This is a genomic window from Anaerococcus urinomassiliensis (assembly GCF_900128425.1).
Taxonomy (GTDB): Bacteria; Bacillota; Clostridia; order Tissierellales; family Peptoniphilaceae; genus Anaerococcus; species Anaerococcus urinomassiliensis.
Window position 1 is genome coordinate 907354 of sequence record NZ_LT635782.1, and the last position, 15017, is coordinate 922370.

General features: G+C 33.5%; 9 protein-coding genes. All 9 read right to left on the bottom strand.

What is annotated here, in order from left to right:
- Positions 1-6: 6 nt before the first annotated feature.
- Positions 7-1458, bottom strand: coding sequence for an IMP dehydrogenase (gene guaB, locus BQ7474_RS05435; RefSeq protein WP_073997959.1), 1452 nt, complete (start codon positions 1456-1458; stop codon positions 7-9).
- Positions 1458-6350 (bottom strand): phosphoribosylformylglycinamidine synthase, encoded by a 4893-nt coding sequence (locus BQ7474_RS05440; RefSeq protein WP_073997960.1) that lies wholly within the window; start codon positions 6348-6350, stop codon positions 1458-1460. The genes guaB and BQ7474_RS05440 overlap by 1 nt, the downstream gene beginning before the upstream one ends.
- A gap of 12 nt (positions 6351-6362) precedes the next feature.
- Positions 6363-7868: a bifunctional phosphoribosylaminoimidazolecarboxamide formyltransferase/IMP cyclohydrolase gene (gene purH / locus BQ7474_RS05445; protein WP_073997961.1), complete on the bottom strand. Its 1506-nt coding sequence runs from the start codon at positions 7866-7868 to the stop codon at positions 6363-6365.
- Positions 7856-8410 carry a phosphoribosylglycinamide formyltransferase gene (gene purN / locus BQ7474_RS05450; protein ID WP_073997962.1) on the bottom strand — a complete coding sequence of 185 codons (555 nt, stop codon included), beginning with the start codon at positions 8408-8410 and terminating at the stop codon, positions 7856-7858. The genes purH and purN overlap by 13 nt, the downstream gene beginning before the upstream one ends.
- Positions 8407-9750, bottom strand: a complete 1344-nt coding sequence (gene purF, locus BQ7474_RS05455) for an amidophosphoribosyltransferase (protein ID WP_073997963.1) — start codon at positions 9748-9750, stop codon at positions 8407-8409. The genes purN and purF overlap by 4 nt, the downstream gene beginning before the upstream one ends.
- A gap of 54 nt (positions 9751-9804) precedes the next feature.
- The gene (locus BQ7474_RS10600; RefSeq protein ID WP_159429549.1) at positions 9805-9948 is read right to left on the bottom strand and encodes a hypothetical protein; all 144 of its coding nucleotides are present in this window, start codon (positions 9946-9948) and stop codon (positions 9805-9807) included.
- A 113-nt stretch (positions 9949-10061) separates the two neighbouring features.
- Complete coding sequence (locus BQ7474_RS05460) at positions 10062-11717, bottom strand: formate--tetrahydrofolate ligase (RefSeq protein WP_073997964.1); 1656 nt, start codon at positions 11715-11717, stop codon at positions 10062-10064.
- Between the two features lie 175 nt (positions 11718-11892).
- Positions 11893-14322 carry an ABC transporter permease gene (locus BQ7474_RS05465; RefSeq protein WP_073997965.1) on the bottom strand — a complete coding sequence of 810 codons (2430 nt, stop codon included), beginning with the start codon at positions 14320-14322 and terminating at the stop codon, positions 11893-11895.
- Positions 14315-14995: an ABC transporter ATP-binding protein gene (locus BQ7474_RS05470; protein ID WP_073997966.1), complete on the bottom strand. Its 681-nt coding sequence runs from the start codon at positions 14993-14995 to the stop codon at positions 14315-14317. The genes BQ7474_RS05465 and BQ7474_RS05470 overlap by 8 nt, the downstream gene beginning before the upstream one ends.
- Positions 14996-15017 lie beyond the last annotated feature (22 nt).

A 15017-nucleotide genomic window follows, 5' to 3' on the forward strand; every position in this document is an offset into this window, starting at 1 on the left:
TTCCTCCTAGTTTTTGCTATAGTTTGGTGACTCTCTTGTAATTGTGATATTGTGTGGGTGGTTTTCTATGAGTGAAGCTGAAGAAATCTTGATAAATTTAGCTTTTTCATAAAGCTCTTTTAAGTCTTTGCTTCCTACATAACCCATACCAGATTTTAGTCCACCTAGTAATTGGTATACTACTTCTCCTACAGGACCCTTGTAGGCTACCCTACCTTCAACGCCTTCAGGAACGTATTTTTTGGTATTTGTTTGAAAATACCTATCTCCAGATCCATCTTTCATTGCAGCGAGGGATCCCATACCACGGTATTCCTTGTATTGTCTACCTTCAAATAATATTGTCTCACCAGGTGATTCTTCAGTACCTGCAAATAGGGATCCGGCCATTACTACTGATGCACCGCAAGCAAGAGCTTTAGTAATATCACCAGAATATTTGATACCACCATCTGCAATCACTGGTATGTCATATTTTTTGGCTTCATTTACACAGTTAATTATCGCTGTTATTTGTGGTACCCCTATACCTGTAACAACCCTAGTTGTACAAATAGATCCAGGTCCTATACCTACTTTTACAGCATCTACCCCAGCTTTTATCAAATCACGTGTTGCATCAGCTGTTGCAACATTGCCTGCTATGATTTGCAAGTCAGGATATTTTTCTTTCAAATTTTTGATAGCATTTATTACATTTCTAGAATGTCCGTGTGCTGTATCCACGGTTATTACATCGACATTAGCCTTTACAAGAGCATCAACTCTTTCAAGCATATCATTGGTAATACCTACTGCTGCTCCTACAACTAGCCTGTTGTTTTCATCTCTGGCTGAATTTGGATATTGTCTAGACTTTTCTATGTCTTTTATAGTTATAAGGCCTTTTAGTTTATTATCCCCATCTACAATTGGTAGTTTCTCTACTTTAGCTGATTCCATAAGCTTGATAGCTTCTTGCATCTTGATACCTTCATAACCTAAAACTAGATTATCCTTTGTCATAATTCCATCGATTTTAACACTTGGGTCATCTTGGAATCTCACATCTCTATTGGTTAGGATTCCCTTTAGATACATTTCCTTATCAACTATAGGCACACCGGATATCCTATAATTTTTCATAATGTCTAAGGCATCTTGCAAGATATTGTCTGGATATAGATAAAAAGGATCAGTTATAACTCCATGTTCTGATCTTTTTACAACGTCAACTTGTCTTGCTTGCTCTTCTATTGACATATTTTTGTGGATAATACCTATACCACCTTGTCTTGCCATAGCTATTGCCATTTGAGACTCTGTAACTGTATCCATGCCAGCTGACATCATTGGTATATTTAGTTTGATTTTTTGGGTTAAATAAGTTTGTGTGTCAACTTCATTTGGCAATACTTCTGATGGTCCTGGGACTAATAGAACATCATCAAATGTTAATCCTTCTCCTAAAAATTTCATTAATATTCCTTTCTAAAATAATTCACTGCATTTTCAAAAATTGCTTCTCTATCTACATCATAAACATTCTTGTATAGGTCATCATCCAACCTTTCGGCATGGCCCATCCTTCCTAGGATTTTGCCATCTTTGGATAAAATTCCTTCGATGTTATAATTAGATCCATTTGCTGATGATTCATATACAGAAAATATTTGATCATTCGCTAAAAGTTCTTTTAGTTTTTCTTCACTTACTACAAATCTTCCTTCTCCATGGGAAATAGGAATTCTATAAGTTTTGTCTAAATCAACTCCGACGGTCCAAGGACTGTTATTTGTCAATGTCTTGGTGTTGACAAAAGTTGAGATGTGACGTGAGCAAGTATTGTTAATAAGTGTTGGATCATCGTGATCTGGTATCATGACTTTACCATAAGGCAAAAGGCCTGTTTTGACCAAAGCTTGGAAGCCATTACAAATTCCTAAGATTAAGCCGTCATTTTCATTTAATAAGTAGTCAATTGCTTTTGATATCTTTTCATTGCGTATTATATTTGCCAAAAACTTAGCTGACCCATCTGGTTCATCTCCAAGTGAGAATCCACCAGGGATTACGAATATCTGTGACTTCCTTAATTCTTTATCAAGATTATCTATAGATTCTTTAATATCAGCTTCATTTTGATTTTTAAACACTAGTATATTTGCATCAGCACCAGCATCTACTAGTGTTTTTTGAGTATCCCATTCACAGTTAGTGCCAGGTGCTGCCAAGATTAGGGCTCTTGGTTTTTCACAAGGCTTTTCTGATTTAAGCTTTCTATGAGCTTTTCCAGGATGTAATTTCTGGTAGTATACCTCTTCATATCCTGGGAAAATTTCATCGAGACTATGAACATAGGAATCATATAGCCTATCTTTATCCAATTTTTGACCATTTACGATGATATCTTCGCTAAAATCTCCTATATTTTCTATAAAATCACGGTCATCTTTGTATTCTACAACAAAGGATCCAAACATAGGATTGTATAGGTTGTCATAATCTATAGTAAATCCAGTATTTCCAACTGCTTGTTCATAAATATCTGCTAGAAGTCCTTTTCTAGTCAAGGCAATAGCTGAAATAATATTGCCTTCTCTTATATCTTTTATAAGTTTATTGTAATTATTTTCCAATTCTTCTAAGTCTAAAGTGCCATCTTCTTTATAAGAGGTTCTTATAAGTCCAAGTTTGCATTTACCTTTTAGATCATTAGTAATAATATTTTCGATATCCTCAGTAGTTACAGCAAAGGAAATCAATGTAGGTGGAACCTTTATATCCTCAAAAGTGCCACTCATGGAATCTTTTCCACCAATTGGTGGGATTTCAAAGAAACTTGTAACTTCAAAGGCACCTATGAGAGCTTTTAATGGTTTTGACCAAGCCTTGGCACTATCCATCTTTTCATAAAATTCTTGGAAAGATAGCCTTATTTGATTTAGGTCAGAACCTGCAGCAACTAGCTTGGATATGGACTCAACCACTGCATAATATCCACCTAAATATTGGCTTGCACTAGAAAGATTGGGATCAAAGCCATAAGTCATAAGAGAAGCTGTTTTTGAAATGCCTTCTCTTACTGGGATCCTTGCTGCCATAACTTGGGATGGATTAAGAAGTTTTTTACCACCAAGTGGGTTTAAAACAGTATTCTTACCTACAGTTGAATCAAACATTTCTATTAGATTTTTCTTTGAAGCTATATCTAGGCTTGCTACTTTTTCATAAAACTTACTTGGATCATCATCTTTTTGACTAATAAGTTCAGGTAAAGATTCGCTCACTACTTGGACTTTTTCTGACCTATCAGCACCATTGGTATTGATGAAATCATAGGAAAGTTTGGCTATTACCTCATCCTCATAATACATAGTCATAGTATTATTATCAGTTACCCTTGCCACTAGAGTTGCTTCTAAGTTTTCACTTTTTGCAAGCTCCATAAATCTTTCTTTGTCAACACTATCAATTAATACTGCCATTCTCTCTTGAGACTCTGAGATAGCAATTTCGAATGGTTTTAGACCTTGGTATTTTAGTGGAACTTTGTCCAAGTGAATATCAATACCATCAGCTAGCTCACCTATAGCAACTGCTACACCTCCAGCTCCAAAGTCGTTACATTTTTTGATGAGTTTAGCAGCTTGTGGATTTCTAAATAACCTTTGGATTTTTCGCTCTTCTGGAGCATTACCCTTTTGAACTTGGGCAGATTCCGTTTGAATTGATGTTACCTTGTGAGATTTGGAAGATCCTGTTGCTCCGCCTATACCATCTCTGCCAGTTTTTCCTCCGAGTAATATTACAATGTCACCTGGCTTAGGTTCTAGCCTTTTTACATTTTCTGCTGGAGCTGCTGCAATTACCGCACCACATTCCATTCTTTTGGCCTTGTAACCCTCATTGTAGAACTCATCAACCAAACCTGTTGCAAGTCCTATTTGGTTGCCATAGGAAGAATAGCCAAGGGCTGCTTCGTGGGTAATCTTTGCTTGTGGGAGTTTGCCCTCTAAGGTTTGATCATAGGATTCTTTGATATTTCCTGCTCCAGATAATCTCATAGCTTGGTAGACATAGGCTCTTCCTGAAAGTGGGTCACGGATTGCTCCACCTAGACAAGTAGATGCTCCTCCAAAAGGTTCTATCTCTGTTGGGTGGTTGTGGGTTTCGTTTTTAAACATTAATAGATAATCTTCCAGACTTTCTTTGCCATCTCTTTGGACTTTAACCTTGGTATAAATAGAGCAAGCGTTGATTTCTTCAGATACTTCTAGGTCAGCAAAATTATCATTGGCCCTCATATATTTGGCAAGAATTGTACCAAAACTCATTAGATTAATTGGTTTTTTGATATCAAGTACCCTTCTCATTTGTATATATTTTTCAAATGAATCTCTGATTGCCTCATCTAATAGAGTAGCTGTATCAAATTCTATATCTAAAAATGTGTTAAATGTAGTATGTCTACAGTGGTCTGACCAATAAGTATCCAAGATCTTCATCTCGGTTTCGTTTGGATCACGACCTTCTTTGGCAAAATATTCTCTTACAAGTCTTATATCATCAAGGCTCATTGCCATGGAATTTTCTTCTAAAAATTTACTTAAGCTACTATCGTCAAAATTTCTAAAGCCACTAAAAACAATATTTTCCAAATTCTTATGATTATCTGATTTGAGTGTTGTTGGAATACCTAACAAGTTAACTTTTTGAGAATCAACAGGATTTATTAAGAATTCCTCAATCCTTTCTAAATCCTCGTCGTTAGCCCCAGATATTTCATAAACTGTCGAAGCTTTTACTAATAAATTAGAATCATCTATTATCAAAGAAGCTGTATCTATTACACCTTTTTCTCTAGGATTGAATTGACCTGGCAAATATTGGCTTACTATTGTTTTTCCAAAAGATGCTTGTAATTTGATAGCCTGATCATAAGCATAAACTTCATCAACTGGTGCTTCTGCCAGGACCTGATATAATAGCTTATCTAGATTCTCATCATTTGTTTCAAGGTCATATCTTTTGTAAATTTTGATGTCATCTAAGCCTATGCCCAAAGAATTTTTTATCTTTGTCTTAAGATTTCTGGATGCAAAATCATATTTGTCTTTTCTTTTTACATATACTCTTTTTACTGATGGACCAATATCTTTTCTGTAGTATTTATTCTCAAAATTTACTTTGCCAGCATCTTGGTAAACTTCCCTTATTGCTTGATCAAAAGTATCAGCTTTTGCAACTATATTTAATACTCTGCCTCCAGAAGTTAGTATTTTGCCATTTTCTTCTCTTGTTCCAGCATGGTATATTGTAGATTCTATCCCATCTTCAAATAATATTTCTTTATCTTTTTCATAAGATCCTGGATAACCATTAGATGCTAAGACTAAGCAAACTGCTTTCCTATCATTTATCTTAAGATTAATATCTTTTAGCCTTCTTTCAGACGTTGCTATTAATAAATCAAGTATGTCATTATCAATTAGTTCTAAAACCACTTGGGTTTCCGGATCTCCAAATCTAACATTGAACTCCAAAACATAGATACCAGATTCATTTATCATAAATCCTATGAATAAAACTCCTCTGTAGTCAATATTTTCCATGTTAAAGCCATCAATAATATTTGGAAGAATTTCTTTTTCGATTTTTTCTGTATAAGCTTCTGCTTCTATATTTGGTGCATAGGTCCCCATGCCACCAGTGTTTGGACCAACTTCTTTTTCAAATATTTTCTTGTGGTCTTTGCTTGTTGGTAATGGAATTATGGTTTGAGAATCTGTCAGACATAGTAGACTCATCTCGAAGCCATCTATATATTCTTCTATAATTACTTTTCCATCTTTGGTAATAATTTCATCAAGAGTATTAGTAAGATCTTCTACGTTATCTATTATTGATACACCCTTACCAGCAGCTAAACCATCTCTTTTTAAAACTACTTTGCCATTTTTTTCTAATAAATTTTTACCATAATTTTCTGCTTCTTTTTTATCTTCTGTGTTAAGATAAGCTGCAGTTTTTATATGGTATTTATTTAGAAACTCTTTGGTAAATCCCTTGCTTGATTCAAACTTAGAAGCCTTTTTATTTACACCAAATATTTTAAGATTATTTTTTTCAAACTCATCTACTATTCCTTGGCATAAGGGCAATTCTGGTCCAACTATAGTAAAGTCAATCTCATTATTTTTTGCAAAATCTACAAGCTTTTCAATATCATCTACTTCTATATCTATGTTTTCTCCAATATCAGAAGTACCACCATTTCCTGGTGCAAAGTAGATTTTTCTATCATTTGCTGAAATTTTCTTGCCAAGGGCGTGTTCACGACCCCCAGAACCAATAATCAGTATATTCATCAATGATTCTCCTTAATGTTTAAAGTGACGAGACTTGCTAAATACCATGGACATACCGTATTCATTACATTTGTCTATAGAGTCCTTATCTTTTATAGAACCACCTGGTTGAATGATAGATCTTATGCCCATTTCATGAGCAAGTTCTACTGTATCTGGGAATGGGAAAAATGCATCTGAGCCGAGTACTGCCTCTGAAAAATCCCTATCCTTAAAGTGGTCTCTTATGGATTCTAAGGCCCATACTCTTGATTGTTGGCCAGCACCGCAGCCTAGGGTTTGCATATCTTTTGCCACTACAATAGCATTTGATTTGACGTATTTTACAACCTTTTGAGCAAATAGTAGGTCCTTTATCTCATCTTCTGTTGGTTTATTCTCAGTTACAATTTCTACTTCATCCTCACCAAAATCTTTGCCTTGGATTAGGACTTTGCCATTTAGGTATCTGATTTCTTCCCTAACTGTTTCGTTGTCAAAGTTTACTCTTACTAACCTTACATTTTTCTTTTGTGTTAATATTTCGAAAGCTTCGTCAGTAAAGTCGCTTGCAGCAATTATTTCTAGGAAAATTTCATGCATTTTGCTAGCTGTTTTCCCATCAACTACTCCGTTGACTGCGACAATACCCCCAAAGATCGATTGGCTGTCACATTCAAATGCTTTGATGTATGATTCATAGATGCTATCTTTTTGAGCAACACCACATGGAGATTGGTGCTTTAATGCTACAACTGCATTTTCTCCTAATTCTTGGGCCAATTCTAGGGCAGGATTAAGGTCATTGTAGTTGTTATAACTCATCTCCTTGCCATGAATTACTTCCATATTTTCCATAAGACCTTTGACAAATGGGTCGTTATAGAGTGCAGCTTCCTGGCCAGGATTTTCTCCATATCTTAGATCGCTTTCTTTTTCAAAACCGTAGGTCTTGTATTTAGAGTCTTTGCCAGTTAACTTTTGAAAATATCTTGCTATTACAGAATCATAAAAGGCTGTAAGGCTATAGGCTTTCATGGCTAATCCTTGCCTATAGTCAAGGTCTATATCATTGTTTTTAAGTCTTTCCAATAATTCATCATAATCTGCTGGGTCTGTTACTATTAGGACGTCCTTGTGGTTTTTGGCAGCAGATCTGACCATAGATGGACCACCAATATCGATATTTTCTATAATGTCATCAGGGTTTCCCTTCTCAAGTGCCTTTTGGAATTGGTAAAGATTTACAACAACTATATCAATTGGCTTGATATCAAGGTCATTTATTGTATCTACATGACTTTTTTCATCTCTTTTGTAGAGGATACCCCCATGAACATATGGAGAAAGTGTCTTTACTCTACCTTCCAATATCTCTGGAAAGTTTGTTATCTGATCAATTTCAATTGCATCAACACCTGCATCTGTTATTTTTTTGTATGTACCACCAGTTGATACGATTTCTATTCCCAAATCGCTTAGACCTTTTGCTAAGTTTTCTATACCTGTCTTATCTGTTACTGAAATTAATGCGCGCACTCTTCCTCCTCCAATTTTTTAATAACTTCTTTTAGCGTCTTGTGTTCCACCTTCAATACTTCACTTGCAATTTCTTTAGGATTCTTGCAATTACTGATGTCAACTTTCTTTTGCACTATGATATCGCCATCATCTAAGTTTTCGTTGACATAGTGGACGGTTACTCCACTTATTTTTTCCTTGTTGGCAAATACAGCCTCATGAACGTGAATTCCATAAAATCCCTTGCCACCGTATTTTGGCAATAAGGATGGGTGAATGTTTATAACTTTAAAGTTATCCAGTATCTTTTTACTGATTTTAACTAGATAACCTGCCAATACTAACAGATCGATATCATAATTTTTTAGTGTATCAATGATTTCATCCTCGTTCTTGCTGATTAGATAATCTATGTTGTTATCCCTTGCATGTCTTAAGCCCGGTGCATCCTTATTAGCTACTATTATTTTTATTTGGCTTTCAAAATATCCGCAATTTTGTGCATCTATTAAGGCTTTGAGATTTGACCCACCACCAGAAATAAAAACTGCTAAATTCATATTTTTTCCTTAACAACTGGATAAGATCCAGTAAAACAAGCTGTACAATAATTATCAGGATTATTAGTCAACTTCAAAATATTTTCCAATGATAGAAATTCCAGGCTATCAGCACCGATTTTTTTCCTTATATCATCAATTGACATTTTTGCTGCTATAAGCTTATCTTTATCAGGAGTATCTACTCCATAATAGCAAGGATTGATAAATGGTGGAGAGGTTACCCTCAAGTGGACTTCCTTTGCTCCGGCCTTTCTTATCCTTTCGATAAGCTTTTCGCTGGTGGTTCCCCTTACTATAGAATCATCAACCAAGACTATCCTTTTGCCATCTATGACTGATTTTTGTGGATTAAGTTTTAGTCTTACAGCAAGTTCTCTCTCTTTTTGATTAGACTTTATAAAGGTCCTACCCATATACCTATTTTTAACTAGACCTGCTGCAAAAGGTATGCCAGATCTTTGGGAAAAGCCTATTGCTGATGGAGTTCCTGAATCTGGTACTGGGCAAACCAAATCAGCTTCTACAGGAGCTTGGTCATACAAGAGCTCTCCACTGCGTCTTCTAAACATATAGGCATTAGTATTTTCAATATTAGCATCTGGCCTTGCTGTATAAACATATTCGAAGATGCAAGATTTATAGGAAGCTTTTTCATCCATTGGATAAGATTTGATGCCATCTTTATCTACAACAACAATCTCACCTGCTTTGACATCTCTATAATTATCAATGTCTAGTATTTCAATAGCTGCATTTTCACTTGCTATTACTACATTTTCATCATCAAAACCTATCATTAAAGGCCTTATACCATTGTAATCTCTGAAGCCAACTATTTTATCTGGCATACAAAGAACACAAGAATATGCTCCTTTGATATCTTCCATGGCCCTTCTTACTGCCTTTACAATATCGCCTTCAAAATATCTAGCTATGAGAAATAAAATAAGTTCACTATCTGTTTGGGTATGAAAAACCATACCATTATTTTCTTCCTTGCTTTTTAGACCATAATAATTTATCAAATTGCCATCGTGGGCAATGGAAAGTTCATTATCTTTAACAAAACTTAGCAAAGGTTCGACATTATAGTCTCTATTGCAACCCTCTGGTGCACTTCTAACATGGCCTATGCCAATTTTCCCATCGTGGTATTTAAGATTATTATCATTAAAAACCTCATTGACCAAACCCATTGCTTTGACTCTATACAGATGAGATCCATCAGATATGTTAATACCTGCTGAATCTTGTCCCCTATGCTGAATAGAGCTTAATGAATAAAAAAGTTTTTGTACAACACTATCGTTCGATTTTATTGCAACTACGCCACTCATAGAATCCTACCCTCCTTGCTTTTTCAACAATATTACATACATAAAAAGAGAACCCTAGACAGGGTTCTCTTTTAAAGCATGGCAAAATACGCCAATTGGAAATCTTAATTTTTTGATGTAGGCAAAGATAGGGTATGAAAGTTCTAAAAAAACACTTCTATTAGCAAATGTCATAATGTTTAGACACTCATTGTTCATAATACCCCTCCATCTATCCCTTAAATTTTTATATAAGACTATTATAAATATTTTTAAAAAAATTTCAAGTCTAAATTTATATTATTTTGCAATATAGGTAAATTTTCTATAAATTAAAATAGACCAACAATCTCATTATTATCATCTAAATCAATATTATAAGCATTGGCTGCCTTAGGTAGGCCTGGCATAGTTAGAACATTTCCAGTATAAACTACCAAAAATCCTGCTCCTGCATTGACCCTAATATCTCTAATATTTATTTCATAATCATCACATGTAATATTTATCTTATCATCATCTGATAGAGAATATGGAGTTTTAGCTATACAAATAGGTAAATTAGAATATCCTAGTTTTTCTATTTTTTTGATTTCTTTTTCACATTTTTTACTATAAACTACTCCCTTGGACCTATAAATTTCCTTGGCAATAGTTTCGATTTTCTCTTTTATAGGCAAATCAAGTTCATATAAGTATTTAAAATCATTGTCATTTTCACATAGATCAACAACTTTTTGAGCTAGGTCGACTCCACCTTGGGCACCATCAGTAAATACTGTGGTTTCAATAGCATCAACTCCCAGTGTTTGTGTCAATTCTTTGAGTAACTTAATCTCATCATCTGTATCAGTTGCAAATTTATTAATGGCAACCACAATATTTTTGCCGAACTTTTTCATATTTTCAATGTGGATTCTTAGGTTTTTAAATCCGATTTTTAGATAATCCAAGTTTTCATCTGCTAGATTGTCAAAATCCATTCCTGCATGGTATTTTAAAGATCTGATAGAAGTAACGATTACGGTTGCATCTGGACTAAGTCCACCTAGTCGACATTTTATGTCGTTAAATTTCTCAGCTCCCAAGTCTGCGCCAAATCCTGCTTCTGTAACAGCATAGTCAGCAATGCCCAAAGCAGTTTTTGTCGCAAGTAGAGAGTTGCATCCATGAGCTATATTTGCAAATGGTCCACCGTGAATTATTGCTGGAGTGTTTTCTGTTGTTTGAACTAGATTTGCCTTTAGGGCATCTTTCATTACAACTGCAACAGATCCTGTAGCTCTGATGTCATCAACTGTAACAGGCTTATTGTCGTAGTCAAAGGCAACAATCATTTTGCTTACCCTGTCTTTGAAATCTTCAATACTTGTTGCAAGGCACAAAACAGCCATCATTTCTGTAGCAACAGTTATATCAAATTTGTCCTCACGAGTAACGCCGTCAGTCCTATTACCCATTCCAATTACAATATTTCTCAAAGCTCTATCGTTAAGGTCAACACATCTTCTCCAAACAATTTGTTTTGGATCAATGTTTTTTTCGTTGCCTTGGTAGATATGATTATCCAAAATTGCAGCAACTAGATTTACAGCAGATGTTATAGCATGAAAGTCTCCAGTAAAGTGCAAGTTTATCTCATCCATCGGTAAAACTTGGCTGTAGCCACCACCTGCAGCACCGCCTTTTCTACCAAAAGAAGGTCCCATAGATGGTTCCCTTAAAACTGAAATGGCATTCTTGCCGATCTTGTTTAAAGCCATTGATAAGCCTATATTTAGAGTTGTTTTTCCTTCTCCACTTGGAGTTGGATTAGTAGCAGTAACTAAGATCAACTTAGAATTTTCTTTTTTCTTATTTGCATATTCTAAGCCTAACTTAGCCTTGTATTTGCCATACTTCTCATAGTCACTAATGCCCAAATCATGGCAAAGGTCATCAATATCCCTAAGTTCAATCTCTTTTGCAATTTCAATATCAGTCTTCATAAACCAGCCTTTCTCTAATATGTATTATTTAAGCAACAAACGTTTGACTTTAATATACCATATGCTTTTAAATTTTAAAATAATGTGTGTGATTAATGTATAATTGTGATTTTAGATAAAAATATGGCTTCTAGTATTTATTTAAATCCTAAAAGCCATTTATTCCAATATATTATTAAATTGTTCTTATAAGTTCTACTGTTGGTTTATCAAGGATTCTCTTTAAGGAGAAATGATAGATTAACAAGTTTGCAGCGTATACAACTATCGAAAATCCTAAGAACGCAAGGTGATTGTAGTATTTTAAGAATACGTAAAAATTATATCTAGATGAAATTATTGACATGATTGTAATAACAAAAAAGGTCACTAATATTGCTAAAGCAAATGATTTTATTTGTTCAAATACAAATTCTTGTTTTAATAATTTTTCTAAATCAGTTTTTTCCATTCCTATAGAATACAGGTTGCCTATTTCTTTTTTTCTTGCCATCAAACTAGAATTTATAGAAGCATATCCATTTGTGAAATTTAGTGCAAGAATTATAGCTGCTAGGATAAAGTTTATGCTTAAAAGACCACCCAAGAATTTATCATCCTCCTCACTCCTATCACTGTCACTATAAACTTCATAGCTTTCATCAGTTCTAGGATTCTTATCCAAAAAATTCTTAATAGATTCTTTGCTATCAGAAATTTGATCAGGATTTACATCCATTTTTAGAGTAAAAGGATAATTTACTAGATTTCCATTCCCAGTAGACTCCAATAGTTTAAAGTAGGTATCAAAATCTGTAAAAATGTAGGCACCACCTCGATTAATTTTTAATGTTATATCTTTTAAATCATCTATATTCTTGCTTATATCAATAGATGTTTTCTGTCCGCTAGCTGTTATTAAGTCTAATTTTTTAGGGTCTTTGAAAAACTTAACCATCTTAGCATCTCTTAATGGCTCATTAGGGTTAGACTGGATCATATTATATAAAATAAATTCTCCTTTATTGCCTCCTAAGTTATTAAGGTCTTCTTCCCTTAGTCCTACAATATTTCCTGAAATTGAATTTTCTTCAGTATCACTATTATATTCTGAAAAAAATTCTTCCAAATTATTAGTAAAAAATTCTTCAGAAAATTCAAGATTATTTTCAATAGATAAATTTCTTTGCTGATAGATAAATGATTTTTTAGAATCAATTTTTTTATCAACTTCTATTAGATTATTAGGAAGAATAGGATCATTACTATAATAATCAACTGTCAAGTTATAATCATCTTGATAAAAGCCTAAATCTACCGCATAACTTGAAAAAGATATAAAAATAAATAAGACTGAAATTATCAAGACTCCTATTGTTGAAATATATGATTGAGACTTAATACTCGCAAGGTTATTTATCCTTAGTTCTTTAAAAATAGTACTAGCTCTTTTCTTTTTTGATTTTTTAAAGTTTATTAGACCCTTTAGACCATCTATAATCTCTATTTTCTTTATTTTCCTCAAGGTAATTGCAAGCGATATAAATATTATTAGTAAGGAAATCAATATTATAAGAAAGCTTAATATAATATTAAAGTCTACATAAGATGGAACATCAATACCCATATTACTATTAATTAGGCTAAAATATTTTTTAATTACTGCATAGCCTAAAATATGTCCTAGCAATAAGGGTAAGATTGATATAATAACCGCTTCTTTAAAAAGCAAAGAAAGTATTTGTGAATCTGTGCTTCCTATTGATTTATACATGGATAGGACCTTGATTTTCTCTAAAGACCATACTAAAAATATATTTTTATTAAAAAATACAAATATTCCTATGGCTAAAATCACAAGAAAAATTGTTGATAATTGTTTTAATATTCTTCCCACATTACTTTCATATAAGTTATAATAATCAACAATTGCTGGTTCAAATTCAACTTTAATTTTCCTACCTAGTTTATTTGACAAATCTTCTTCGATTATATCTTGATTGTCATAGGCTTTATAAAGTGATTTAAATCTTATGGCTGTAAGTTTATTTTCATAATTTGAGTTAATAAGAATATTTGCACCACTTATATTATTAGGATTATCCTTAATAATTCCAACTATTTTCATTTCCTTACTTGTTGTTTTTATAAATTCTTCATCACTTGTAGGCTTATATGTTGGATTTACAATTTTGCCATCTATTGTTCTCTTTCCGAATTCAACGTTTACTTTATCCAATATAGCTAAATTTTTGTTTTTTATAAGGCTCTCACTAAGGGCAATTTCATCTAAATTATTAGGATACCTTCCTTCTTTTAATTTATAATCACCCTTCATATTGGCAATAGCTTTGTCAAATAGAGATATGGCTAAAATCTTATCTTCAATTTTTCCAGATATGGAATCACTTGACTCGAAACCTGCCTCTTTAACATATTCATTACTATTTATAATAGGCAAGTCATTTTCTTTTATATCACCTTCTATAAAGGCATCTTCATAATATTCACTCCTAAATTCTCTATTTGTAAAAGATATGCTAGAAAATGAATAATAAAATATCACAGTGAAAAACAAGGAAACAATAAATACTGATATGAAAATAGGAAAATTCTTCTTATTCATGTTTCTCATCTCCCACAATTTTTCCATCAACAATGGTCACGATACGACCTGCCTCTAGGGCGATTTTTTCGTCGTGGGTGATTAGGATTATTGTTTGTTTTAAGGTCTTATTAAAATATTTAAAGATTTCAATTATTTCCTTGGAATTTTTCCTGTCTAGGTTGCCTGTTGGTTCATCTGCTAGGATTATTGATGGTTTGTAGATAATACTTCTCGCTATGGCAACTCTTTGTTGTTGACCTCCAGATAGTTCACTTGGAAAGGCATCAAGTTTACTTTCTATACCAAGTTTTCTAACAGTATCAAGCAAGATTTCTTCATTGATTTTTCTCTTATCCAATTTTAGGGGAAGCTCTATGTTATGCCTTACTGTTAAATTTTGGATTAGATTATAAAATTGATATATTAAACCTACTTTTCTCCTACGAAAAAGAGCTAGTTCCTTTGAAGTATACTGAGAAATATCATTACCTTCTATATAAACTTTGCCCTCACTTGGACTATCTACTCCTCCTATAATATGTAAAAGAGTTGATTTACCAGAACCACTAGGGCCTACAATGGCTACAAATTCTCCTCTTTCTATTGTAAGGTCAACTCCATCTAAGGCCACCACCTTGGAGTTTCCCTCTCCATATTCTTTTCTTAAATTTTCTACTTTTAAAATTTCCATACTTGCCTCCTTTTTCTTATCT